Source organism: Microbulbifer maximicatervae (SeqCode), from assembly GCF_052467615.1.
Window position 1 is genome coordinate 2,632,357 of the sequence record NZ_CP174319.1, and the last position, 26,290, is coordinate 2,658,646.

The window sequence follows — 26,290 nt, forward strand, 5'->3', positions numbered from 1 at the left end:
AAAGTGACTATTGTGCGGTGTTCCGCGTGATCTATGTCAATCGGTTTTTTTTGCGGTAGACTCAAAATAGGTGTCACAAGGGTGTTTTTCACAGTCAATAAAAGGGATAGGAGCAGGTAAATTATGGCGAAATACCGACACATCCTCGTGGGCTTGGACCTGTCAAAAGAATCTTCTCAGGTGCTTGATAGGGCCGCTGATATGGCTGAAGCATTTGGTGCAGAGCTAAGCTTACTTCACGCCATTGAGCCCCTGACTTTTGCCTATGGCGGCGACATCCCAATGGACCTCTCCGAGGTACAGGACCAACTACAATCCCAGGCCAAGGAGCAATTGCAAAAAGCCGCCGATCGGCTGGATATCCCCGCAGATCGCCAACACGTAATACTCGGCCAGCCATCTACTGAGATTCATCGCTTAGCCAAAGATATCGAAGCTGACTTAATCATTATTGGCAGCCACGGTCGTCACGGCTTAGCACTACTACTCGGCTCTACCGCCAACGGCGTTCTCCATGGCGCCAAATGCGATGTTCTGGCGATTCGGGTACATATGGAAGACGAATAATCCTTCAAAATTGGGGAGGGGGAAGCAGCAATAATTGCAGCTTCCCCTTCAACTTAGTCGTCTCCCCCCTCCAGCTCTGACCAGCGTTCAAATGCCTCTTCGAGCTGGGCTTGTCTTTCCGTCAGGGTGTTCAGCTTAGCCTGCACCAACGCCTGCTCCTGCTGATAAAAACTGGGGTCGGCAACCTCTTGCTCAATAGCCCCTATCTCTTCTTCCAAAGACTCAATCAAGGCGGGCAGGCTATCCAGCTCTCTTTGAAGCTTATAGCTCAGTTTCTTTTTCTTCGCCGGAGCCGCCTCCTGGGACTGGGGCTTTTCCTTTGGTTTACTAGCAGCTGGCTTAACTTCTTTCAGCTCAGCGACAAAGCTGCCACCTTGGCGCACAAAATCCCCATAACCACCCACGTATTCACGGATGCGGCCATCCCCCTCAAATGCGAGGCATGAGCCCACCACATTATCCAGGAAAGCACGGTCATGGCTCACCAGCAGAACCGTTCCGCCAAAGTCCAGGAGTAACTGTTCAAGCAGCTCCAGGGTTTCTACATCCAGGTCATTGGTGGGCTCGTCAAGCACCAAAATATTGGCGGGCTGGCTAAACAATTTTGCCAGCAAGGCGCGATTTCGCTCTCCACCACTCAAGGCGCTGACTTTAGTACGGGCTTTAACACCACTAAAAAGAAAATCGGCCAAATAAGACATTACGTGGCGGTTTTTTCCACCAATAGTCACTGAGTCGCGCCCTTCGGCGACATTATCTAGCACAGTCAAATCGGGATTCAGCTGATCCCGGCGCTGATCGAAATAGGCCACTTGCTGCTTGGTACCCAGGCGCACACTCCCCCTCTGGGACTTTAGCTCTCCCAGCAGCAATTTAATCAGGGTACTTTTGCCGACACCATTGGGGCCTATTAGGCCAACGCGGTCTCCACGCATCAGCGTGAATGATAAATCCCTAATCAACGCTTGCTCATCGGGGTAAGCAAAAGTGACGCCCTTCAACTCAGCGACCAATTTGCCGGACATCTCACCGCTATCCAGGGCCATCTTGGCTATACCCTGCTGGGACCGGCGCGCTTCCCTTTGGCGACGCAGTGCTTGAAGCGCTCTTACCCGCCCCTCATTACGGGTTCGGCGAGCCTTGATGCCCTGGCGAATCCAGGCCTCTTCCTGTGCCAACTTCTTGTCGAAAAGAGCTTCATTCTTTGCCTCTTCTTCAAGAAGCTTCTCTTTTTCTTCCTGGTAACGGTCGAACTTGCAGCGAAATGTCCGCAGGTGTCCACGATCCAAATCCCATACGCTGGTGGCCAAACGTTGTGCCAATGCACGATCATGGCTCACAAACAAAAGAGCGCCACGATAGCTGGCGAGGAAATTCTCAAGCCATTCGACTGCAGCAATATCCAGGTGGTTGGTTGGCTCATCCAGTATCAGCAGATCAGGCTCCACCACCAAAGCGCGAGCCAGAGCAGCACGGCGCTGCCAGCCACCGGAAAGGTCGGCAACCTTTTCGTCTGCATCGAGCCCCAAACGATCTAATACACTGTCCACTTTCGGCAGCAGCTCCCAACCGTGAGCCGCTTCGATTTTGGCTTGTAGCTCTGCTGTGGGGGAGTCCCTGTACGCCGACAAAACAGCGCCTATTTCGCCCAATCCCATAGCCACATATCCGTAGACAGAATCGGGGCAATCGGCAGGTAACTCCTGCTCCAAAACCGCTTGAACCATACCGCTGGCACGAACAATCTCACCGCTATCCGCGTCAACTTGCCCCGCTATCAAGCGCAACAGGCTGGATTTCCCCTCCCCATTACGCCCCACAAGGCATATACGATCTCCACGCTCAACTTTTGCGCTGACATTGTCTGCCAGTACCTGGGTCCCGTAACGAAGACTGACCCCATCCAATAGAAGCAACATAAATAGGCACTACAATTATCAAACCCGAACCTCAATCCCGCTGATGAAAGAAGCGAAGTCGGCTCTTTCGGGTTCTGTGAAAAATCAGCTATTTTACGCGTTTTTACCGTATAGTCAGTCATAGCTGGAAACACACGTCCAACTGAGGTAATTGAGATGTCAGCTGACGCAAAAGGAATCGCGCTTCTTTCTGCCCTAATCATCACCTGTCTCTGCACAGCCGTGCCCACTAATGCACAATCTGTTCAGGCAACCGCTATCGCACCGGAAGTATCCGAAGATAATCGTGCGGCGCAGAGAGAAAAGCTGCGCCAGGCCCGGCAGGCGATAAAATACAAGGATCGACGGCAACTTCGAGCACTTAAAGCTGAGCTCAAAGATTATCCCCTCGCTGCTTATATTGACTATTGGGCGCTCAGTGAAAAACTGCACCAACTGCCCTTAAAAGAAGTTGATCAATTCCTGGAGAGCAACAGAGGCACGGCTATTGGCGACTGGATGATGGTCAGGTTGTTGCGCCAACTCGGTAGTCAAAAAAAGTTCTCGACTTACCTGCGCTATTACCAACCTTCGCAACACAGTCGCACCTCTCTCCGCTGCTATTACGCCGATGCCCTATCGCGCCGAGACGGCTATCAGGCAGAAACACAGCAGTTGATATCAGAACTCTGGCTTGTTGGGCGGTCCCAAGTCGAGGAGTGCGACCCCGTTTTTGCCCGCTGGATGAAAAACGGCGGCTTGACGCAGGAACTCGCTTGGAAGCGGCACCTGCTGGCAGTCGAAGAAGGCAATCTCGATTTGGCACGTTATATCGCCAAAAAAATGACGCCAGCACAAGCAGAGAAAGCCAAACTTTTGCGCTCGGTCCATCGCAACCCACAGAAGCTTCTCACTGACACCAAGTTCGCCTACAACCCACTGGAATATCGCGATATCGTGTTGCATGGATTGCACCAATTGGCGAAAAAAGACGCGATCAAAGCTGAAACTGCGTGGCACCGCTATCAGGCCAGCTACTTGTTTTCCGATGCCCAACAAGAAGCCATGTTCAAGCACTTGGCGCGTCAATTTGCTCGCCAGGATAATATGCAGCGCTTGCAACAGCTGGTTGAACATCACACAGTGACCGATGGCCGTACCATCGAGTGGCTAGCCAGACAGTCCCTACGTGAATTAAATTGGCAACAGGTCGCGTTCTGGATTGACCGCCTGCCAGAGGAGAAACAACAACTCGACCGGTGGATATATTGGAAAGCCCGCTCACTGGAAGAACTTTATGGCACAGGAAGTTCCGAAGCTTCCTCCCACCTTTACCGCAAAGCCGCCCGCAATCGCAGTTACTACGGTTTCCTTGCCGCTGATACCTTGGGGCAACAGTACAGCTTTGAGCACCGGCCGGCACCAATCACCCCCATTCAAGTGCAGGAGATGGCAAAGCGCCCCGAACTGCTGAGGGCCCGAGAATTACAAGCGATAGGCGAACTCTTCCATGCCCGAAGGGAATGGAGCTATGCCACAAGAGCTATGGACCACCAGGAATTACTTGCGGCTGGCAAAGTAGCTAGCGCCTGGGGTTGGTACCATAAATCAATCCAGTCAGTGCTTGCGGCTGACTACCTCGACGACTTGGAACTGCGATTCCCACTCGCTTTTTCCGATATTGTTCACGATGTGAGCAAACAGGTTGGTGCCCAAAGCTCGGCACTAGAGCCATATCTGATTTACGCTGTGGCACGACAAGAGAGCCACTTTAGCCACGATGCAAAATCCAGCTCCGGGGCCCTGGGACTTATGCAATTGCTCCCATCCACGGCAAAAGCTACTGCACGCAGAGCGGGGGTGCGCTATCGACGCAGCTGGGACCTTTTGAGCCCCAATACTAACATTGCGCTGGGCAGCTTTTACTTAAGTAGCTTACTTAACCGCTTTGACAATAACCGCTTTCTGGCAGCCGCCGCCTATAATGCCGGGCCAACCCGCGTAGCGGGATGGCTAAAAGAGACCCGAAAACAGCTGCCCTATGATGTGTGGATTGAAACCATTCCATTCCGGGAAACGCGTAATTATGTGCAAAATGTACTCGCCTATTCTGTAATTTACGCCTACCGAAGCGGCACCAAGCTGCAACTATTAAGGGAGAGTGAAGCTGCGAGCCGGCTGTAATTTAAAGCCGCTCCTTCAGCCAATCTTGCAATTGGACCTGGTCAAACGGCCAACCGCAAACATCGTCGGGGTCTCCAAGGCCAACCACCGGAATGCGGATAGAAAAGCGCTCCATTAACGCTTCATCCTCGGCGATATCCACCTCGCGAAGACGCAAGTTGAATTTTTCCAGCGCAGGCCAAATTTCAATTTTGGCTTTTTCGCACAGGCCGCAACCCAAAGTGGTGTAGAGCAAAAGCTCTTTTATATCGCTCATCCAAAAACCCCCTGGCTGCTGCCCCAGAGATATCCCGCAACACTTAGCGCAAGCCCCACTATTAAAAGCCACGTTTTACTTTTAGCCTTTGGCTTATCGACTTCCTCAGGTACCTCCTCGGACAAACTGGGTTGCACTGCGTAGGGGACTGTATCGGCTTCTCCAGAGACAGAGGTAGAACTGGGCAATTCGAACTCCGGCAAAGCCGGGCGTACAGCCGTGCGGTTGTTATCGTCAGCTGGGCCGACAATTGAAAAACTTAAAGTGTCGAGCCGGAGCTCATCTCCCCTGCGCACCCGACTCTCACTAACCTTTCTATTATTGACAAAAGTCCCATTTGCCGAACCTAAGTCAATAACGAACAGTAAGCCCTCCCTTACTTCGAGACGAGCGTGCCTACGCGAAAGATGAGAAAGCGAAAAAGTTATATCACACTCATCGGAGCGCCCAATTACCGCACTCTCTTTCACAGGGAACACCTTTCCTGCAATAGCCCGGTGATTGGCTCTTAGCGCCCAGGCAACGCCCTGATTCGAAGCAGCCTTAGGGGGGCCAGACTTAAGCTTAGTTACCTTAGGGTCGATTACCTGGAGTAAACGGCTGCCCACTTTGACCTGATCGTTTATTTTTAACTGGCACGGTGTACCAGTTGGCTGACCATTAAGCAAGACACGGGCCGCGCCCGACAAATTGTGCAAAGTCAGAACATCGCCATTAACCGCAATTTTAAGGTGCGACTTCGCTACGGAATCATCGGCAATACACAAGTCACTGCTCTGCGCCCGCCCCACAGTTACTCCCGGCGATACCAGCCATACGCTCTGGCTGAGATCATTGACATCACAAAGTTTGAGCATCGAAATCGCTCCTAAAGCCAAAATGGCCGTGTGAAATTGGCCAATTATTGAAGACAGTGAGCTTAACTAATGTTAAAAAGCAGCCGAAACACTCACTTTTATTGATAAAGTTGAGTTTATCATGGGCGATATCATTAGCGTGTGATTCGGTTTGCAGCTTAAAATGGCCCAAAGGTCTAGTATTTAACAGATTCAGCGATGACCTACAAAGTGATCGGCAACTTGAATAAGCCGAGAGCACAACAGGGAAGAGGCGTGTGATTACCGGAGGGTTATCACCGTTAGAAAGATTAAATAAATTACAGGTAGTTGCACGCCAGTGAGTGAAGCCAAAGTACGCGAAGTATCACGGCACAGCGGGATAGTTCAGCAAAGCAAAGACGCTACACGCAGTGCCGGCGCAACCCATACCGGCTATAAGCGTGAACAGAACGAAGATGCCTATTGGGCTGCGGAAGACAAAGGTATCTGGGTTGTAGCCGATGGCCTTGGCGGTCACCACGCTGGTGAACTCGCGAGCAAAACTGTTGTTGAAGAAATCCAAAAGTCAGCGGAAACTGACAAGCACTACGAGCGTGCCTTGCAAAAAGCGCACGCCCTTTTACTGGGCGATGAACAAACCACAGCCAATATGGGCTCTACTGCGGTCGTTGTTGCTGAAGAGGGTGACTACTTTCATATCTACTGGGTTGGAGACAGCCGCGCTTACCTCTGGGCTCCCGAAGGCACAACAGGGAAGCTCACCCAACTAACCAGCGACCACTCCTACGTACAGATGTTGATGGATTCAGGCGCTATCAACTCCGAAGAAGCCGCAATTCACCCCAACCGGCATGTAATTACCCGATGTATCGGCGGTAGTACCAACCCCAAACTCGAAGTGGACCGAGTCTCCTATCGCTGGGCAGCAGGACAGAGACTACTCATCTGCAGCGATGGACTTAGTTCGGAAGTACCAGCAAATTCAATCAGCCAGATATTGACAGAAAACAGTGATACACACAGAGCAACAGAACTTCTAATCGCTGCAGCATTGGATGCAGGAGGCAAAGATAACGTCACTGTTCAGGTCATAGATGCCCCATCCACAGCGCAACCTTCTTCTACCGCATCCCTCAACCCAATTAGCGAGCCCACCCTGCCCGGCTCCACACTCAGAAAGTATCGCCCCTTCATTCTCCTCTTCACAGTCGCCTTAGCCACCGCAGTTGCCTACGGACTTTCAACTCTGCTTTAAGATAGGGAAAGCACTTCATGGAAGTCGTCAATAGCGGCACCTCTTCACTGCAGATACCGGGCTACCGCATCCTCAAGAAGATCAATCAGGGGGGAATGTCCTCAGTCTACCTGGCTATACAGCGCAGTGTGGGCCGGCAGGTGGCACTAAAAGTTATGTCGCCAGTATTGAACGCTGATCCAATATTCAGTGAGCGGTTCCAGCGGGAAGCAAATATCGTTGGGCAGCTGTCACACCCAAATATCGTCGGTATTCACGATATTGGCCGCTACCGCAGCCTGAACTATATCGCCATGGACTACATGCCTGGGGGCTCGGTCGCAGAGCGTTTAAGCAAAGGTGGGCTTGAGCCTCTTGAGGCGCTTAATGTTGTGCGCCAGATAGCCATGGCCCTAGACCACTCCCATAGCAAGGGCTATGTACACCGAGACCTGAAACCGGAGAATATCCTGTTTCGCGAAGACGGATCGGCCGTACTCAGTGATTTTGGGGTTGCCCGGGCTATCGCGAGAACCACCCGTATGACTAACAGCGGGATGGTTGTGGGAACCCCTCACTATATGAGCCCGGAACAAGCTCGCGGAGCAGCGGTTGACGGTCGTGCCGACCTGTATAGCCTGGGAGTTGTTTTCTATGAAATGCTCACAGGAGCCGTGCCCTATCAGGCAGACGAAGCCGTCGCCATTGCAATAAAGCACCTCACCGACCCAATACCGCGATTGCCAGCCCGATACGCACTTTATCAGCCTCTACTTGATCACTTCCTGGCCAAAGATCCGGATAAGCGATTTCAACGCGGCCTGGATATCGCCGATGCCGCAGATGATTTGGTTGCAGCCCTCGCCGGAAAGCCGGCCAACCAAATCAGCCAGCTCAACAATTCAACTTTAAAAACTTCCAGCTTGGCAAAAGCACTTGTACTGACCATTTACGGCAGTGTGGCAGACCAACTCGGGAGAGTTGCTTCCAGTTGGAAACGGAAGGAAACGCCCGAGAAGCCAGAGCGTAAGGAGCAGGATACTGTTGTACGCCTGCGGCAGTTCCTCGCTGAGCCAAAAAAACACAAGCGCTCCTGGCTTATGAGCAGCTTTATCGCTGTTGGCCTTACCTCAACCTGGGGCCTGTATAGCATCGTTGATCACAAGGCCGGCTGGCAACTTGGACTACCTATATTGGACGGCGCTGCCGATTTTACAGCTGCCACCCTACTAGGTACCGCGGAGCAGCCTGCCAATATTGCTCCAAATTCAAATACAGAGTCTGCGCCAACTGAATCAGCAGCAGATGCCCTAGACTCACAGGTACAAGTTACCCAGCTAAATCTACCTTCCTCGCTCAATGCAGATGCACAACTACCCCTCAGTGGTAATCAGGCACTGATTGCCAGGAGTAATATTGAGCCCCCAAAAGTTCTCACGCCTGAGCCTGCAGAGCCAAGAGCAGAGAACCAACCCAAGCTGTACAGCCTAACGATTAACACAAAGCCGTCTGATGCCCGTGTGCGGATTATGAACATAGCCCCCCGCTACCAGCCGGGGCTTGAATTGAGCCCAGGCAAATATGATGTGGAAGTGAGTAAACGGGGCTTCAGTAAAGTTCGCCAGTGGGTCTTGCTAGAAGAACAAAACCTCGAAGTGGCAATCGAGCTGGAACCTGCCTACTTTATCGGCAAGCGATTTCAATCTGAATTATCCTCTGGTGGCTTGGGCCCGAAAATGGTCGCAGTGGGAGCAGGCAGCTTTACCATGGGCAATAACCAGCGGCGATTGGCCAGCCCTGCACACAGGGTAAATGTAGAGCAGGACTTTGCTATATCCATCTATGAGGTCACCTTTGCCGAATACGATCGTTTCGCCGAGGCCACCGGCAGTGCTAAACCCAGCGATGCAGGCTGGGGGCGCGGCGATAGACCGGTAATTAATGTGACCTGGCGGGACGCACAAAGGTATGTGAAGTGGCTGTCAAAGGAGTCTGGCAAGCAGTATCGGCTGGCCAGTGAAGCCGAGTGGGAGTACGCAGCCCGGGGAGGTAGTTCCCACCAATACTGGTGGGCTTCCAGCGACGTCCGGGGAAAAGCGAATTGCCGCAGGGGTTGCTCTAGCGAATTTACAAAGCTGTTCAGTATCAGTACAGCTCCCGTAGGGCATTACCAGGCGAATCCTTTTGGCCTTTTTGACACTGCAGGGAACGTGGCTGAGTGGGTGGAAGACTGCTACCAAGCTGGATACAACCCAACAAAAACTACTTCAGCGCCTATAAAGATTAACGGTTGCCAACTTCATTCTGTAAGGGGCGGCTCAATGCGTGATACCTCTAGTAAGATTTCTTCTGACTACCGAAAAGGCCTCAATGAAACCGCGCGCTCAAAGGATGTGGGGATACGGGTTGTAATGGATCTGAATGAATAGATCCGAGCTCACAGCGAATCGGGTTTCTGTGGTTGTACCGTCAACTTTCGCTATCTTTTTATTTATGCAAAGTTCTAGCTGAAAGCCGCTGGCCCAAATTAACCTAGAATTGAATTACAAGTAAATTGACACTGGACGGCGATTTACTTCCAGCTTGTAAAATCCCTCAATTTCAATGGTCAAAACCTATTAGACCTTAGGTATCTTAGGCCGGCTATTAAATCAAGCCGGCCATAAATCACTAAAGCGTTAGTACCACCCTACTTCAGCCGGAGCTCCCAAACATTGTGAATTTTTGGGTTGCGCTGAAAGTCCTTATCCAAAAGGTTCAGCTTCTCTACCGAATATTCACTGGAAACGTCCTCGTCCATCTTAAAGCTGCGCAAGTTGTTGGAAAACACCAAGCGACCTTGAGGCGACAACAGGGACATACACTGACGAATCAATTTCCCGTGGTCCCTCTGAATATCTAATACCCCGCTCATCTTCGCGGAATTGGAGAAACTCGGGGGGTCCATGAATATTAAATCGTAATGGCCTTTCCTGTTCTGTTGAGCAGATTCAAGCCACTGTAAACAATCGGCCTCGACCAACTGATGGCGATAAGGATCCATGTTATTAGCACGGAAATTTTGTCCCGCCCAGTTTTGATAGGTTCGCGACATATCGACACTAGTGCTTTGCTTGCAACCACCCAGAGCCGCTTGGACCGTCGCACTGGCGGTATAGCAGAAAAGGTTTAGGAATGTTTTACCGGCAGAAATCTCTCGTAGATATTTGCGCACCGGGCGATGATCGAGGAAAAGCCCTGTATCCAGGTAGCTCCACAGATCTACCGCCAACTCAGCACCATACTCCCCAACCCAGAGCTCCTTTCTGGATTCCGTCTGCTTCTGGTACTGACTTCCACCCTTACCTCCGCCCTTGTGGCTGTGGCGACGGCGTTCTTTAATACTGATATTCGCACGAGGCAATTCGAGCACGGACTGAAGGGCCCTTAACAAATCGCGCAAGCGCCCCCGAGCTTTCTCTTCCTCGATAGTGGCCGGCGGACGATACTCCTGTAAATGCGCGTACACGGCGCCATCTAGGGTTTTATAGATATCGATAGCCGCAGCATACTCAGGCAAGTCCGCATCGTAGAGGCGATAACAATCCACGCCACTCCTCGCGGCCCATTTACCCGTAGTGCGCAGATTTTTGCGCAAGCGATTCGCTACCATCTCCGCCTGGGGTGACAACTTCGGCCCAGTGGCTTCACTCGCCGCCACCCCACTTTGCGCACGAACCTCAAACATCAGCAACTGACTGGGGATGCTGCCATTGTATAGCTGGTACTGCTTGTGAGAGCGTAAACCGGTGGCATAACCCAGTTCCGGATTGCCGGTAAACACACCGACCAACCAGCCCGGGAACTCCGCCTTTAACTGCCGCCCCAGTTCAAAATAGGTCTCCCGCAGAGCTTCCTGCTCACCCAAGCGCTCACCGTAGGGCGGGTTTGTCATAACCAATCCCGCTTTGACTTCTCTATGGCTCGGTACCCTAAACCCTGCTACTGGGCGGCAACTCACTCGCACCTGGCGCTCCAGACCGGCCCGGGCAATATTAGCCTCAGCCGCAAACAAGACTTTCGCATCGGCATCGTAACCGCGAATCTCTGGCAGTTCGCGCGCCAGGCCAACGCCTTGACGCTGCAATGCCTCCTCGCGAAGCTCATTCCAAATATCGCTTTGATGGTTCAGCCAGCGCTCAAAACCAAAGCTATCCCGCATTAATCCCGGTGCCATATCCGCAGCGATCATCGCCGCCTCCACCAGAATAGTGCCCGAGCCACACATCGGGTCGAGCAAGGCTCCACCCTGCTCAGCAATCTTTGGCCAGCCGGCTCGCAGCAACAGTGCTGCCGCAAGGTTCTCTTTCAGTGGGGCTGCACCGATATGGGTTCGGTAGCCACGGCGATGCAAGCTGTCACCGCTTAGATCGATGGCGATATCCAACTTATCCCGATGCAAGCGCAGGGCAACCGTCAAATCTGGATGATGTTTATCAATACTTGGACGGGCTCCCGACTGGCGGCGAAGGCGGTCGACAATGGCATCTTTTGCTTTTTGAGCACCGAACTGACTATTGCGGATCTCTCGATTGGTCCCAGAGAATTGCATCCACAGTTTGCCCGAGGGGCGAATGTGGAGTTCCCAGGGTTGCTCGGCAACTGCTTGGTAGAGGTCTTCAGCGGTGGCTACATGCACCTGCGCCAAACGCAACATAATGCGGTTTGCCAAGCGACTCCACAGACAGCAGCGGTAAGCCAGCTTCAGGGAGCCGGAAAAATACACTGCCGCCGGCTGCTCCCTTACAGACCCTGCACCCAGGTCGCGTAATTCATTAGCGAGCAGTCCCTCTATTCCCTTGGGACACGTAGCCGTAAACTCAAATTCTTCAGTTTGTAAATCTGTCAAAATACTTACTCATTAAGCTCCTCCTGTGGAGGAAGTTTTGTGCGTCAATGAAGACTGCCCACTTAAAGCTGCCGGCAAAGTCTGCGCCGCCAGTACGCACAAATAAAACTTGGAGGCAAAACCTTTACAGTCCCCAACTAGGGAAATTGAGCGCTATCGCCTTGCCCCAAAAGAGGACGATTATCCCATTTTGTGGCAGAAGAGAATACGCCCTGCCATTAATTACTACCTGCCCCATAAGTCATACTGTCATCTAGAGATATTTTCCGATTCCCACGCAGCCACTTTACTCTTACTAATAAGGTGGATTGGGTCGGTCCGTTCAAAGACTTATTTCCTTCACTAAAATTCATTGAGAGACACCCCAAATAGAGCCGTTTGCGAACCTGCCGACAAACTGTCCACAGACCGACAAAGTAGAGGTGCCGTATACGATGAAACGCCAAAAACGAAATCACGCCGACAGGGCATTTTACAAGGGCTATTTGGCAGCCCTGAACAACAAGTCTATGGATAGCTGCCCATTTGTCGAAGAGGATCCTCATCAGGAGTGGATCAATGGTTGGCGTGAGGGGCGGGAAGATTACTGGAATGGCTTCGACAGAGTGACCAAGGCGCAAAAACTGGAGATTTATGGCGCCGTTTCTACCGACATCCAATACCCTGACGGGTGGAGCACCATTTAGCGATGGCAAGTGGGGCTTATCGTCAAAAGCCCCCCTTTTCCTAGCAGTCAGCAACTAATACAGCTTACCCTTGCCCTGTTCGGCGGCGCTCCAAAGCAATTGCCTCTGCCGCCTCACGAATCAATTCAGGCCCCCGATAGATGAAACCGGTATACATCTGTACGGCAGTCGCCCCAGCACGAATCTTTTCAGCCGCACTGTCACCATCAAAAATACCGCCAACCCCAATAATCGGGATCTGCTTGCTCAACTCTTTCGATAACAGCTCGATGACCTTGGTGGATTGCGCTCTCAGGGGTTTTCCGCTCAAACCGCCCTCTTCGCTACCATGGGGCAGCTTGGCGACTGAAGACTTATCGATCGTCGTATTGGTAGCGATCACGCCATCGATATCGTACTCACACAGCGCCTCGGCTATCTGCGCCACCGCATCGCCTTCCATATCCGGGGCAATCTTGACGGCAACAGGGACGTAGCGATCACTCTTTTGAGCCAGCTCCATCTGCTTGTCTTTGATGCTGCCCAGCAAGCGATTGAGACTGTCACCAAACTGGAGGTCACGTAGCCCTTTGGTATTGGGAGAAGAAACGTTGGCAGTGATGTAGTCGGCGTAGCGGTACACCTTCTCCATACACAGGCAGTAGTCATCGGCGGCCTTTTCCACTGGAGTATCTAAGTTCTTACCCACATTAATCCCCAAAACACCGCTATAACGGCGCTTTTTCACTCTTTCAATCAGGTAGTCAACACCGAGGTTGTTAAAACCCATACGGTTAATAATCGCATCGGCCTCTTCCACCCTAAACAGCCTTGGCAGCGGATTGCCGGGTTGGGGACGCGGTGTCACGGTGCCCACTTCAACAAACCCGAATCCCAGGGCTCCGAAACCATTAAAGGCCTGCGCATTCTTATCCAGACCAGCGGCCAAACCAACTGGGTTGGGTAGAGTGAGCCCCATCAACTCGACCGGATCATCCGGCACCGACTTTTTGTACAGGGACATCAAACCGAGACGCTCTGCAGCGCCAATGGCATCAATCGACAAATGGTGGGCCCGCTCAGGGTCAAGCGCAAACAAGGCTTTACGCAGTGTTGAATACATACCTTTCCTTACGTGGGGAGGCGAACCCTTCAGAAAAACGAAGGGCTCTATCTTGTGATGACGATACTACAGGGACCTTTGAGCGGCCCCTGGGCTCTATTCCGCTACTGTTCTGCCAGGGTTTCCCGGTCCGCAGTGGCGTGGGCGAGATACATTAGCTCGCGCAAAGCCACAGTGAACATGGCAAAGTCACCGACAGAAGTAGACTTCAACTCGGCAATCATATTGTGCCAGCGTTGAATTGCGGGCGCCATGATAGCGCTCCAGCGGGACATTGCACCCTCTACATCAAGATTTTCAGCCTTGCCCAAGCGGAGGATGTTCACCGCCAGTGTCGACAACTGGCTGTCCAGGTCATCCATACTGGTCTCCCGGGCCTGCGCCTGCCAGAAGCTGTCTACCGGCAAATCGACGATCAGATTGCCAAACCAATGCAGGTTCAACTCATCCGACAGCCTGAAGTAAACCGTGGCAACTTCCTCTACGGGAGTATCGCTAGCTCGCGCCGACTCGGAAATACCCAGTGCCGAGTAGAGGTAGGTGGGCGACGCCGACAGCAGGGCCAGGGCCTCTGGTACCCCTGCTTCCAGGAGTTTCTGGTAGCGCTGCTCCCATTCGTTAAGGGGCTCGCCACTCAAGACCTGCGGCAACGCTGTAATAACCCGCTGTACCGGCTCCTGGAACAGCTCGCAGTTGGTAGCTGGCTCCAACTCATTGCGGCGATTGCGCAGGAACCACCGGGTTGCCCGGCGCACACGGCCTATCATCGAGTTCAGCAGTTCCGTTTGCAGCTCCGCTGGCACCTTGTAGTCCAGCGCAGCCAGCTGCTCCTGGAAGTCGTGCATCTCGTACACATCGCGAGCGCTGACGTAAGCAGCAGTTACATCATTCACATCGGCGCCAGTAGCTGTACCGATACGGTTGTAGAAGGTGATACCCATACTGTTAACCATCTCATTGGCGACCTGGGTAGCCACGATCTGGCGCAACAGCGGATGGTCATAGACTTGGTCGCGATAACGCTCGACCAATTTTTCCGGGAATGCAGACTCAACCGCAAAACGCACCCGCTCATTGTCGGTGATTTGTGCATTTTGCAGCTCTTCTTTCAACTTGACCTTCACGTATGAAATTAGAACCGATAATTCAGGGCGGGTCAGGGACTGCCCTTTGTGCTCGCGTTCAGAAATCTGCTCGTTATCAGGAATAAACTCCAGCGCGCGGTTCAATCGGCCGTCGTCTTCCAAAGTGTTGATGGTTCTGCGGTACTCATCCAGGCGCTTGGCAACCTGATATTCCGCCACACTGAGGGCAAAAGTCTGCTCATAGTTATTGTGCAGCACCAATTCACCGACAGCATCGGTCATCCCATCCAGCAGCTCATTGCGCTGCTTTTCCGTCAAATCACCCTGGGCAACGACTTTATCCAGAAGGATCTTGATATTTACCTCGTGGTCAGAACAATCCACACCAGCCGCATTATCGATAAAGTCGGTGTTACAACGCCCGCCATTGAGAGCAAACTCAATACGTCCACGCTGGGTCATACCCAGGTTGCCGCCCTCGCCAAAGACTTTGGCACGCAACTCCCGGCCATCAACGCGCAAGTGATCGTTGGACTTATCACCAACTTCGGAGTCCGTCTCGGTAGTAGCCTTAACATAAGTGCCAATACCGCCATTCCAGATCAGATCCACCGGCGCTCTGAGCAAGGCACTAATCAGCTCGTTGGGGTTCAGTTGATCCTGTTTGATATCAAACGCTTCTTTCATTTCAGGCGTAATAGCAATGGCCTTGGCGCGACGCTCAAAGATACCACCACCTTTGGAAATTAATTTGCGCTCGTAATCTCTCCAGCTCGACCGGGGCAACGCGAACAAACGCTGGCGCTCTTTATAGCTGGATTCTGCATCCGGATTGGGGTCCACAAAAATATGCAGGTGGTTAAAGGCCGCTTTCAGGCAGATATGCTCAGACAGCAACATGCCGTTACCAAAAACATCTCCACCCATATCGCCAATGCCGACAACAGAGAAGTTTTCTTTCTGGACATCCACCCCCATCTCACGGAAGTGGCGCTGCACCGATACCCAGGCTCCACGGGCTGTAATACCCATTTTCTTATGGTCGTATCCCTGGCTGCCACCGGAGGCGAAAGCGTCGCCCATCCAGAAGCCATACTCCCCGGCAATGTCGTTGGCAATATCTGAGAAAGTCGCCGTCCCCTTATCCGCAGCCACTACCAGGTAGGGGTCATCCTCATCCCGGCGAACAACATATTTGGGTGGTACAACTTCGCCGTCTTTCAGATTGTCAGTGATATCCAAAAGGCCGCGAATAAAGGTTTTGTAGCAGGAGATTCCCTCTTCCATCATGGCTTCGCGACTGCCATCGGTAGGCGGGCGTCGAACAACAAATCCACCTTTTGCACCACTGGGTACAATAACCGCATTTTTCACCGCTTGGGCTTTTACCAGGCCCAGAACTTCTGTGCGGAAATCTTCCAGTCGGTCAGACCAACGCAGGCCGCCGCGAGCGACTTTACTGCCGCGCAAGTGCACACCTTCCACACGAGGGGAGTAAACAAAAATCTCAAACTCCGGGCGGGGTTCGGGAATGCCGGGAATATCCCGGGGACTGAATTTGATCGAAATATAATCCTTGGGCTGCCCTTCATCATCCACCTGGAAGAAGTTAGTGCGCAGGGTCGCCAGGATTAATTCCAAATAACGGCGCAGAACCAAATCTTCATTCAGGTTATCAACCGTATCCAAACCATCGTGAATTTTAGCGATCAAGCGCTCGACACGGGGCTGCTCCTGCTTACCAGTGCTTAAACGGGGATCGAACATCGCCCTAAACAAGGCTACCAGGTTGCGGGTGATATCCACGTGGCTGGCCAGGGTAGCGGCAATATAGCTCTGGCTGGCACCAGACTTGGTTTGTTTCAGGTAACGGGCGTAGGCACGAAGCATGGATACTTCGCGCCAGTTAAGGCGGGCGGCCAGCACCAGGCGATTGAAGGCATCGCTTTCCGCCGTATGATTCCAGATCGCCGCGAACGCATCCTGGAACAGGCCACGGGATGCCTGCGCATCAATTTTGGTGGGCAGACCAAATTCCAGATGGAATTCGTGCATCCACACATCGGTATAGCCACGGGGGCGAATCGTATAGGGGAATTCACCAATAACCCGCAAGCCCAGATTTTCCAGCACGGGAATCACGTCGGAGAGCGTCAGGCCGCTGCCCCAGTTGAATACCTTGAACCGCAGGCTGCCCTGAGCGGCCCCCACCGGCTGGTAGAAACTCATTGCTACCCGGTTATCTTCACTGAGGCTCTGAACGGCTGCTACATCCTGCACCGCAATACGAGGCTCAAAGTCTTCACGGTACCCCGCCGGGAAGGCGCGGCCAAAAGTACGATAGAGACGACTGCCCTCTTCTTCCCCGCTATTTTCAATTAGTGATCTTTGGAAAACATCTTCCCAGGAGCGGGTAATATCCACAATTTGCGCCTCCAGCAGCGCGACATCAAAATCAACAGGCTCATCGGGGGACACGCGGAAAACAAAATGAACCCGCGCGAGAATGGATTCGGAGAAGAAAGTGGTGAAGTCCGAGTCCTTCGCATTAATCGCTTTGGCAATATGCGCGCAAATCACCTCGCGCACATCACTGTTAAACAGCTCACGGGGAACGTATACCGTGGCAGTAACAAATTTACCAAAGGGGTCGCGACGCATAAACAGACGAAGGTGAGCCCGCTCATTTAACTGCAGCACACCCATTACCACGTCAAACAGCTCTTTGGTGCTGCCCTGGAAAAGTTCATCCCTTGGGAAGGTATCGAGAATCCGGCGCAGGGCTTTGCCATCATGCCCCTGTCCGGAGAGACCGCTAGACTCGATGATCGAGGCCATCTTGCGGCGAATAATCGGAATTTTCGCTGGGCTCTCGGTGTAAACCGGCGAGGTATAAAGCCCCATAAACGCCGCTTCACCAATCACCTCACCCTCGGTGTTGTAGCGCTTAATCATCACGTAGTCCGAATAGGCCGTGCGGTGCACCCGGGACTTAACGGAGGACTTGGCAAATGTCAGGTAATTGGGCCCTTGGTAGAAACGCTGCTTCCCCTCACTAAAAGAGGTTTCCAGCATCGGCGCAGCCTCTTCCAGCTTTTTGAAAATACCGAGCCTGCGGTCTTCAACTTCATTGAGGATTTTTTTATCCCCGACAACACTGAACTCGTATTCGCGATATCCCAGGAAGGTGAAGTTACCATCGCGCATCCACTGTAAAAATGCACTAGCTTCCAATAGGTTGGTGTCTTCGTCTGGAAGTCCCGCCTGTAACTGTCCCTCCATTGCGCTGCAGGTTTCCAGCATCGGGACATAGTCGTCCACTACCAGCTCCACATCGCCGAGTACGTCTTTTAAGCCAGTCATCATGCCTGAAGCGAACTCAGATGAAGTGTCGTGATTAATCTCGACATAAATCATCGCTTCGTTCGTGATGCGCTTCCCTTTTGCCTGCGGCTTTTCACCCAGTAACTCTTCCTCTGGCGGCAACAGGCGAGTCAGTTTCCCCTTGGCATCGCGTTCGACTCGAACTACCGTACTCTTTATCGAATGAGTCACTGTATTTCGGCGATTGATCTCCATGCGAATGGAGTCCACCAGAAATGGCATATCCCGCTGCAGCACGCCAATGACCGTATGCGAGCACTCCCAACCATCGTCTTCGAGGCGGGGGTTAAAAACCTTCACCTTGGGTAGGCCGCCCGGGCGCTGTTGAATAAAGTTCCACCAGGTGTATATGCAGCCATAGACGTCAACAAGACGACGACCGGCCAGATCCTCTAATGGGTACTGATTGAGGAACTGCTGGGCAAAAGCCACAACGGGTTCGGCTTCGCTGGTCAGCTTGTCACGAATCAGCTCGCAAATCTGCGCAACTAATTCTTCACGGCTGTCGGTAATAACCGTCGCCATATTCACGGGGAACCTCCCAATCTCATTTTTGTCACATCGAATCCAAACACTGTAGATCCGAAAAGGTCATCATCTCAGCCCATACGCAGCTGCAGGGTCGAGTCCTAAAAATTACACTTTCAGTCAGACAGTGAGGAGAAGTCCATTCCACCTCAGAATCTAGTCGGCTCGGCAGAGGCCTACGTCTCAGGAGTTGCCTCTTCATTTGGTGCCGCTAAAATCATCAGTCGCCACCTTCTCGGCGGCGACTATATATAGATGGTAGAAAGCCAGCCAGGTCCGTGCGGCGGCTAAATTCTCAGAAGAAGAGATACTATGGAAGCAAACCAGACTATTAGGGATCATATCGCCGCTTTGGGCGATTGGTTGGAAGAGCAGATTATCGGTCAAGAGAGATTGGTTAACCGATTGCTGATCGCCATGCTGGCCGATGGCCACCTTTTGGTGGAGGGAGCGCCAGGCCTGGCCAAAACCAAGGCCATTAAAACACTGGGCGAAGCTATTGAGGGTGACTTCCATCGCGTTCAATTTACGCCAGATCTGCTTCCGGCGGATATTACCGGCACCGACATTTACCGGCCGGAAACCGGAGAGTTCCATTTTCAACCAGGTCCAGTGTTTCACAACCTGATACTGGCCGATGAGATTAACCGTGCGCCAGCCAAAGTTCAGTCGGCGCTGCTCGAAGCTATGGCAGAACGGCAGATCAGTGTCGGCCGAAAAACTTATCCCCTTCCCCAGTTATTTTTGGTAATGGCTACCCAAAACCCTATTGAGCAGGAAGGGACTTATCCTCTGCCAGAGGCACAATTAGATAGATTCCTAATGCAGGTAAATCTTGCCTATCCCAATGCGGAGGCGGAAGCAAAAATCCTGCGCCTGGCCAGATCCGAGGCTAGCCTTGGCGAAAATCGCCCCACTGAAATTATCAGCCAAGAAACCATTCTTCAGGCGCGCAACCAAATTCTGGAAATGCAGATGGTTGAGGCCGTGGAAACCTATACTGTCCAACTTGTCATTGCTACTCGCGAGCCGGCGAAGTATGACAGCGAGCTGGCGTCATGGCTAGATTTTGGTGCAAGTCCGAGAGCAACAATTGCATTGGATCGCTGCGCGCGCGCTCACGCCTGGCTCGCTGGGCGCGACTACGTCACCCCAGATGATGTGATGAATGTCGCCCCCGATATTTTACGCCACCGACTCCTGTTGAGTTTTGAGGCCGAAGCGGCGGGAATTACTACCGACCAGGTAATTGAGCGATTACTTCAACAGGTGCCTGCGATCTGATGTCCGCTGAAGCATCCCCAACTGAGCTCGAACTGCGCGGGGCTTATCCCGAAGTAACGCCGTTGGTACAAATGCGCTACGCCGCACGGCAGTTGCAATTATTCAAACCGCGCCTGGCCCGCAGTGATCAGGCCGGCAGCCTGCTCACTCGCTACCGCGGCCGCGGCATGAATTTTGAGGAAGTGCGGAACTACCAGGCCGGCGATGATGTACGCTCCATTGACTGGCGCGTAACAGCTCGAACCGGCCAAACCCACACCAAACTTTACCAAGAGGAGCGCGAACGCCCGGTAGTTATCCTGTTGGATTTGCGCTCGCCGATGTTTTTTGGCAGCCAAAGGGCATTTAAATCGGTGACGGCCAGCGGCATTGCGGCAGCGCTGGGTTGGGCTGGTTTACAGCACAGCGATCGGATCGGGGCATTGCTTTTCTCCGACCGGGAAATAGACACAGTGCGTCCGCGCCGCAGCCACCACGCCGTACTTTCGATGATTCACAGTACGGTTGCCCGCGCTGCGGAACTGAGCAGCCCCATCCCCGAACAGGGCAGCCAAACACTGAAAACATTGCTGGAGGAAGCGCGAAGAATCGCACGTCCCGGTAGTGCGCTCTTTTTAATCAGTGATTGTCACGATCTCGACGAGAGCTGCTCACAGCCACTCTATCTTTTATCCCGCCATGCCGACCTGCAGGTACTGAGGGTATCGGACCCGCTGGAGCAACATCTGCCCGGCCAATCCCTCACCATATCTGACGGTCGCCAGCGCACATTCCTTCATGCCGGCAACAGGCCGGTACACGAACATTTTGCCGAAAAGCAAGCCCGCGCCCGCGCCGAGGTTGAACAACTGTGCCGGCGTTATCGGCTGCCGCTGCTGGACTTTGATAACACCCAACCGCTTATTCCAGCACTGATGTCCGTCTACGGCTCGCGGCAAAGAAATAATGGCTGGCAAAATACGAGAAGGCCCAAGTAGTAATGAGTTTGAAAGTGCAGAAAAAGCTAGTCGCCAGTGTTTTGGCGAACCAAGGAGCGAAGGCAAAACGCACTGGCAATTTAATTGAGGGCCAGTCGTGATAAAAGGAAGTCTTCTGGCAAAACAAATGCAATCCCCAACACCGCAAGCGCCTTCGCCCGAGGCCCAGGAACTGTTATCGCAACTCCGCGATATACAAGAGCCCAATGCGGTTAATTGGTGGCCACCCGCTCCAGGCTGGTGGATGTTGGCCGTATTAATTCTTGTCTGTGTGGCCGCCGCTGCCCTATGGTGGCGGCAGCGGCGCAAAAAAATTGAACGCAATCGCTATCGTGTCGAAGCAGCCTCACTGCTCGCCGCAGTAAATACTGAGGAGCTGGATGCAGTTCCAGAAATTAATGAAATACTTAAGCGAGTGGCAGTTACAACATACAGTCGCACAGAGTGCGGCAATCTTATCGGCACAGCATGGGTCGAATTCCTGAAAAAGTCAGCCCCACTCGAGTGCCCCTCTGATGCGCAACAAGCACTCGTCGAAAACCTCTATCGTGGCAGCTGTGACCCAGACAAAAACCGAGCGCTACAGGAATATGCCATTTTGTGGGTGAAGCAGCATGGACAACCCACCAAAAGCAGCCCGCAACACCAGGGCGGGGAGGCCGCACATGTTTGAATTCGCCTGGCCATGGGTTTTCTTTTTAGCCCCACTCCCGCTACTCGCTCGCTGGCTGCTACCCCGCTCCAAACCCATGAGCAGCGCCCTGAAGGTGCCATTTTATTCTGAGCTATCCCAACGCGGCGGCGGCGAACAAAGCAATCTGCTCAATCTCTTTTTGCTGATTCTGATCTGGCTGCTTTTAATCAGCGCCGCAGCCCGTCCCCGGTGGTATGGGGAGCCGATATCTCAACCCAGCAGCGCAAGGGATCTCCTTATTGCCGTAGATATTTCAGGCAGCATGGAAACGCCCGATATGGTAATTAATGGCCGACCGGCGATGCGTATCAATGCAGTAAAACAGGTGGTTGGTGACTTTGTTGAACGGCGTAAAGGTGACCGTTTGGGGTTGGTACTGTTTGGGACTCGCGCCTACCTGCAAGCCCCACTCACTTACGATAGGGAGACGGTAGAAACTCTACTAAAAGAGGCCCAGATCGGCTTTGCTGGACAAGGAACTGCCATCGGCGATGCCATTGGGCTATCGGTCAAACGCCTGACCCAACGCCCCGCAGAGCAACGCGTGCTGATACTCCTCACCGATGGCGCCAACACTGCGGGGGAAGTCTCCCCTCTCAAAGCTGCCGAACTGGCACAACAAGCGGGTATTACGGTTTACACCATCGGTGTAGGTGCCGACGAAATGGTTCAACCCGGTCTTCTGGGGAGCCGTTTTGGCAGCCGCAGAATTAACCCTTCGCGAGACCTCGACAGCAAGACACTCAAGGAAATCGCCGATAAAACCGGGGGCCGCTATTTCCGCGCCCACAACCCGCAGGAGCTGGCAGAAATCTATGCCGAACTGGATAAGTTAGAGCCTGTCGAACAAGAAGCGGAAAGTTACCGCCCCATGAAGTCCCTGTTCACCTGGCCCCTTAGTATCGCCCTACTACTGGCTGGAATTTGGGCCTTGATTCCCCTGGCGAGCAATTTTCAGCTCCCTGCCAGACGAGAAGAGATAAGTCGTAACAATGGAGGTCAAGCCCAGTGAATATGCTCGACCTAATCCAATCCTTCCACTTCCTGCGCCCTGGGGTTCTGTGGCTGCTAATTCCCGCAGCACTACTCTGTTGGGGATTGGCAAAGATGGTGCTCAACAGCGCTCAATTGCAAAAGGTCATAGACCCAGATCTGCTGCCCCACCTTCTACTGCGCGGTGGCAGTAAAAGACCCTGGTTATTCGCATTAATATTTGCGCTGCTGGTCGCGATGATTATCGCTCTGGCCGGCCCTGCCTGGCGCAAGCTGCCAACCCCAGTGTACAGCAACCAGGATGCCCTGGTCATACTGCTAGACTTGTCACCGTCCATGATGGCGACAGATCTATCACCCAATCGACTAACCCGCGCCCGCCTTAAAATTTTGGATATTTTGCGCCAGAGAAAAGACGGCCTCACCGCACTCGTCGCCTATGCTGGAGAAGCCCATGTCGTCACCCCTCTTACCGAGGACACGGCTACTATCGCCAATCTGGTACCCGCGTTATCGCCCTCAATCATGCCAGTCCCCGGCAGCAATATCGAAATGGCCGTCGATACCGGGATTCGCCTGTTAAAGGATGGAGCCGCAGGACGCGGACAATTACTTGCCGTTACCGACGGCATAGACTCAATGGCCGCCGATGAGGTCACCAAAGCTCTGTCCAACGCAAAAGTTGAGATGAGCATACTCGCCGTGGGCAGCGGCGAGGGCAGCCCCATCCCACGGGGGAATACCGGTGGATTTGTGACTGATAGTAAAGGGGCCATCGTCATCTCCAATTTCGATGCCAGTGAGCTTCGCCAGCTCGCCCAGTCCAGCGGAGGGCGTTTTGCCAAAATTACGGTAAATGACAGCGATATCGACTATTTACTGCCTCAAACTGACAGCCCGCAACAAGCGCAGCTCACTGAAAGAGAGTTCGACCAATGGCGGGATGAAGGGCCGCTATTACTCCTTTTAATACTACCTTTTGCAGCTCTACTCTTCCGTCGGGGAGCTCTGGCATGCGCACTGCCCTTACTACTGCTAACTGGAATTTCAAGTGAAAGCCAGGCTATTGAGTGGCAGGATTTATGGCAACGCAAAGACCAGCAGGGCCAGCGCCTACTAGAAGAGGGACAGCCGTCAGAGGCCGCGCAAGAATTTCACAACCCCGAATGGAAAGGCACTGCCAACTATCGCGCAGGCAATTACGCAGAGGCCCAGGAAAATTTCGCCCAACGTAATAATTCACAGAGCTTGTACAATCTTGGCAACAGCCTGGTGCAACAGGGGGACTACGATAAAGCTATCGAAGCTTACGATGAAGCCCTGCAAAAGCAGCCCGAGTTTGCCGATGCCGAGCACAATCGGGAAATTGCTGAAAAGCTGAAAGAGTTGCAAGAAAAACAGCAGCAATCCCAACAGCAGTCCGGTGAACAGCAGCAAAGCGAGCAGGAACAGAACCAGCAGGGCCAGCAGCAGAGCCAGGAACAACAGCAAAACCAAGAGCAGCAAGCTAAGAACAACGAACAGCAGTCCAGCGAGCAGCAACAACAGGGCAATAATCAACAGCCCTCTGGTTCACCAGAGTCCTCTGAGCAACAGCCTCAAGGTGAGGAGCAGCAGGGCTCCCAAGAAAAGGGCCAGGAAGAGCAGGAGAGCGAACAACAACAGCAAGGCGAACAACAGGGTGAAGAACAGCCGCAGCAAGGGGAATCGCAACCTACTGGCGCTGAAGAAAGCCCACTCGACCAGGAAACCCAACAAGCCCTGGACCAATGGCTCCGTCAAATTCCCGATGATCCAGCCGGCCTGATGCGCGAGAAGTTCAAATACGAGAGCCTGCAAAGGCGCCGTGCCTATCGCAGCGGAGAGTGGGAGCCACCGGAAAATGGGGCGACACAAAGATGGTAAAGAACAGTAGAGCAATGTCGCTGGATTCAAGGACACTGATTTCAAAAATGCCTATGGACGCAATCATTAACAACCGAATAAAACTTTGGAGCCTCCCACTCAGCCACGCCTTCGCTTTGCTACTTATTGCAATAGCACTTTGTCTGTCGACACCGGTTTTAGCAAGCGATCTCAGCGCAACGGTCGATAGAGATAAGATTGGAATTGATGAGACAGTCAATTTACGTGTGCGCTATTCAGGAGACAAAAGTGGTGGACAACCGGACTTTGACTTGTTGGAACAGGATTTCGATATTCTCTCACGCCAACAGTCCAACCAGTATCGCGTTATCAATGGCCGTGCAGAGAGTTTTGTCGAGTGGGTACTGGCGCTAGCCCCCAAACGGGAAGGCAAACTGTTTATCCCCTCTTTTAACTATCAAGGAGAGGTTTCCGATGCGGTTCCCGTCACAGTCACCGAGGCGCAAAGTGGACCTAACGGCGGTGAAAAGCAGGCTTTTCTGGAAGTAACACTCGACAAGGAAAAGGTCTATGTCCAAGAGCAACTGCTGGTAAAAATTCGCCTGTACACCACTATCGGCTTACACGATATCGCAACAGAGCCTCTCAAGGTTGCCGGCGCTCATGCAGAAAAAGTCGATGAGCAGCGATATGAGCGCAAGCTCAATGACGTGAGCCATGCGGTTTACGAAGTTACCTACGCCGTTTTCCCTGATAGCTCAGGCAAGCTCAGCATCCCCGCACTAACCTACGTGGCCATCGCTGGGCGCAGGGATCCCTTCTCCCTATTTAATCGCAACAGCCAAAGGCTTCGACTTCGCTCCCAGGAGAAGTCTATTGAAGTACTGCCAAAACCCGCTGACTACTCTGGCAGCCAATGGCTGCCCGCTGCCAGTCTCGGCATTGTTCAAAGCTGGAGCCAGGACCCGGACACCTTTGCCGTAGGCGAACCTATTACCCGAATTCTTACCGTACGTGCCGAAGGGCTCAGAGCCGCACAGTTGCCCCCACTTCCCAAACTCAACGTGGATGGCCTTAAAACTTACCCCGATCAACCGCAACAAGAAGACCAGGTTGGGCCCAACGGCGTTACCGGAAGCCGTATTGAGACAACCGCGATTGTGGCTACACAACCCGGGGACTACGAGCTTCCTCCCGTCACTGTGACCTGGTGGGATACAAAAAGCCAACGACAACGCACCACTCAACTACCGGCATTCCGCTTCTCAGTTTCCGGTACTGCTGCTGCAGTAACCAGCGACAGTGAAACCAGTGCTAAAGTACCTCAGTCAGCTACACCCACCGAACAAGTCGGTACTGTGAGCCATTTTTGGCGCAACCTGGCTATTATCGCGATTGCCTCTCACTTACTGTGGGTGCTGTACTTTTTCTTTCAGAGGCGCAAACCGGCCCAGCAAATACCGAGCAACCACGCCCAGGCTCCCGACTTACAACGTGAAACCCGTGCCCTTAAAAAAGCTCTGGAGAGTGAGAACCCCATCCATATCCAGCAAGCCACTTTAAAGTGGCTTGCTGCAAAGTGGCCGCAAGTAAATGGGAAGAGCCTGGCTGAGACCGCGAGGCAACTGAACATCCATGAGCTGGATCAGCTCCTAGCAGTTCTGGACGCCGCTATTTACAAGTCACCGGCTAGCCCTTTGGACATCAATAAGGTGAAAGCAATAATCGACTTATTACTGAACGCGAAACCTGAAAGTGAACCCAGTGAAACGGATAGCGCCCTGCCCTCACTGTTCTCTTAACAGGAGCCACTTCACATAAAACA

At 52.9% G+C, this 26,290-nt stretch carries 17 protein-coding genes; 11 read left to right on the plus strand and 6 right to left on the minus strand.

Annotation, left to right across the window (positions count from 1 at the left end):
- Window positions 1-123 precede the first annotated feature (123 nt).
- Window positions 124-567, plus strand: a complete 444-nt coding sequence (locus ACJJIM_RS11720; RefSeq protein ID WP_282932316.1) for a universal stress protein — start codon at window positions 124-126, stop codon at window positions 565-567.
- A 53-nt stretch (window positions 568-620) separates the two neighbouring features.
- On the opposite strand, the gene ACJJIM_RS11725 is transcribed toward ACJJIM_RS11720, so the two are convergent.
- A complete protein-coding gene (locus ACJJIM_RS11725) occupies window positions 621-2,486 on the minus strand; it encodes an ATP-binding cassette domain-containing protein (protein ID WP_444911031.1) in 1,866 nt (621 codons plus the stop codon).
- 156 nt (window positions 2,487-2,642) lie between these two features.
- Between ACJJIM_RS11725 and ACJJIM_RS11730 the strand changes: the two genes are divergently transcribed.
- Entirely contained in the window at window positions 2,643-4,649 is a 2,007-nt protein-coding gene (locus ACJJIM_RS11730) for a transglycosylase SLT domain-containing protein (protein WP_444911032.1), read from the plus strand.
- A 1-nt stretch (window position 4,650) separates the two neighbouring features.
- Here the strand turns inward: ACJJIM_RS11730 and ACJJIM_RS11735 are convergent, their stop codons facing one another.
- Together ACJJIM_RS11735 and ACJJIM_RS11740 are read right to left on the minus strand one after the other, a co-directional pair.
- Window positions 4,651-4,905, minus strand: coding sequence for a glutaredoxin family protein (locus ACJJIM_RS11735; RefSeq protein WP_413662439.1), 255 nt, complete (start codon window positions 4,903-4,905; stop codon window positions 4,651-4,653).
- Window positions 4,902-5,762 (minus strand): FHA domain-containing protein, encoded by an 861-nt coding sequence (locus ACJJIM_RS11740; RefSeq protein WP_413662440.1) that lies wholly within the window; start codon window positions 5,760-5,762, stop codon window positions 4,902-4,904. Before ACJJIM_RS11740 ends, ACJJIM_RS11735 begins: the two co-directional genes overlap by 4 nt.
- A 319-nt stretch (window positions 5,763-6,081) precedes the next feature.
- On the opposite strand from ACJJIM_RS11740, the gene ACJJIM_RS11745 reads away from it, so the two are divergent.
- Both ACJJIM_RS11745 and ACJJIM_RS11750 read left to right on the plus strand, forming a co-directional pair.
- Window positions 6,082-6,999 carry a PP2C family protein-serine/threonine phosphatase gene (locus tag ACJJIM_RS11745; RefSeq protein ID WP_413662441.1) on the plus strand — a complete coding sequence of 306 codons (918 nt, stop codon included), beginning with the start codon at window positions 6,082-6,084 and terminating at the stop codon, window positions 6,997-6,999.
- Window positions 7,000-7,016: 17 nt separating this feature from the next.
- Window positions 7,017-9,407: a bifunctional serine/threonine-protein kinase/formylglycine-generating enzyme family protein gene (locus tag ACJJIM_RS11750; protein ID WP_444911033.1), complete on the plus strand. Its 2,391-nt coding sequence runs from the start codon at window positions 7,017-7,019 to the stop codon at window positions 9,405-9,407.
- Window positions 9,408-9,667: 260 nt separating this feature from the next.
- Here ACJJIM_RS11750 and rlmKL read toward each other — a convergent pair whose 3' ends face one another.
- The gene (gene rlmKL, locus ACJJIM_RS11755; RefSeq protein WP_444911034.1) at window positions 9,668-11,866 is read right to left on the minus strand and encodes a bifunctional 23S rRNA (guanine(2069)-N(7))-methyltransferase RlmK/23S rRNA (guanine(2445)-N(2))-methyltransferase RlmL; all 2,199 of its coding nucleotides are present in this window, start codon (window positions 11,864-11,866) and stop codon (window positions 9,668-9,670) included.
- A 434-nt stretch (window positions 11,867-12,300) separates the two neighbouring features.
- Between rlmKL and rmf the strand changes: the two genes are divergently transcribed.
- Window positions 12,301-12,552, plus strand: a complete 252-nt coding sequence (gene rmf / locus ACJJIM_RS11760) for a ribosome modulation factor (RefSeq protein WP_108733677.1) — start codon at window positions 12,301-12,303, stop codon at window positions 12,550-12,552.
- A gap of 64 nt (window positions 12,553-12,616) precedes the next feature.
- Here the strand turns inward: rmf and ACJJIM_RS11765 are convergent, their stop codons facing one another.
- Together ACJJIM_RS11765 and ACJJIM_RS11770 are read right to left on the minus strand one after the other, a co-directional pair.
- Window positions 12,617-13,654 (minus strand): quinone-dependent dihydroorotate dehydrogenase, encoded by a 1,038-nt coding sequence (locus ACJJIM_RS11765; RefSeq protein ID WP_444911035.1) that lies wholly within the window; start codon window positions 13,652-13,654, stop codon window positions 12,617-12,619.
- A gap of 104 nt (window positions 13,655-13,758) precedes the next feature.
- Complete coding sequence (locus ACJJIM_RS11770; RefSeq protein ID WP_413665875.1) at window positions 13,759-18,648, minus strand: NAD-glutamate dehydrogenase; 4,890 nt, start codon at window positions 18,646-18,648, stop codon at window positions 13,759-13,761.
- 315 nt (window positions 18,649-18,963) lie between these two features.
- On the opposite strand from ACJJIM_RS11770, the gene ACJJIM_RS11775 reads away from it, so the two are divergent.
- The 6 genes from ACJJIM_RS11775 to ACJJIM_RS11800 all read left to right on the plus strand — a co-directional run bounded on the left by ACJJIM_RS11775 (window position 18,964) and on the right by ACJJIM_RS11800 (window position 26,267).
- Window positions 18,964-19,935, plus strand: a complete 972-nt coding sequence (locus tag ACJJIM_RS11775; RefSeq protein ID WP_282932305.1) for an AAA family ATPase — start codon at window positions 18,964-18,966, stop codon at window positions 19,933-19,935.
- Window positions 19,935-20,912 carry a DUF58 domain-containing protein gene (locus ACJJIM_RS11780; protein ID WP_413662445.1) on the plus strand — a complete coding sequence of 326 codons (978 nt, stop codon included), beginning with the start codon at window positions 19,935-19,937 and terminating at the stop codon, window positions 20,910-20,912. Before ACJJIM_RS11775 ends, ACJJIM_RS11780 begins: the two co-directional genes overlap by 1 nt.
- A 127-nt stretch (window positions 20,913-21,039) precedes the next feature.
- Window positions 21,040-21,585 (plus strand): DUF4381 domain-containing protein, encoded by a 546-nt coding sequence (locus ACJJIM_RS11785; RefSeq protein ID WP_413662446.1) that lies wholly within the window; start codon window positions 21,040-21,042, stop codon window positions 21,583-21,585.
- Window positions 21,578-22,618, plus strand: a complete 1,041-nt coding sequence (locus ACJJIM_RS11790) for a vWA domain-containing protein (RefSeq protein ID WP_282932302.1) — start codon at window positions 21,578-21,580, stop codon at window positions 22,616-22,618. Before ACJJIM_RS11785 ends, ACJJIM_RS11790 begins: the two co-directional genes overlap by 8 nt.
- A gap of 2 nt (window positions 22,619-22,620) precedes the next feature.
- Window positions 22,621-24,504 carry a VWA domain-containing protein gene (locus ACJJIM_RS11795; protein ID WP_444913393.1) on the plus strand — a complete coding sequence of 628 codons (1,884 nt, stop codon included), beginning with the start codon at window positions 22,621-22,623 and terminating at the stop codon, window positions 24,502-24,504.
- A complete protein-coding gene (locus ACJJIM_RS11800; RefSeq protein WP_444911036.1) occupies window positions 24,498-26,267 on the plus strand; it encodes a BatD family protein in 1,770 nt (589 codons plus the stop codon). Before ACJJIM_RS11795 ends, ACJJIM_RS11800 begins: the two co-directional genes overlap by 7 nt.
- Window positions 26,268-26,290 lie beyond the last annotated feature (23 nt).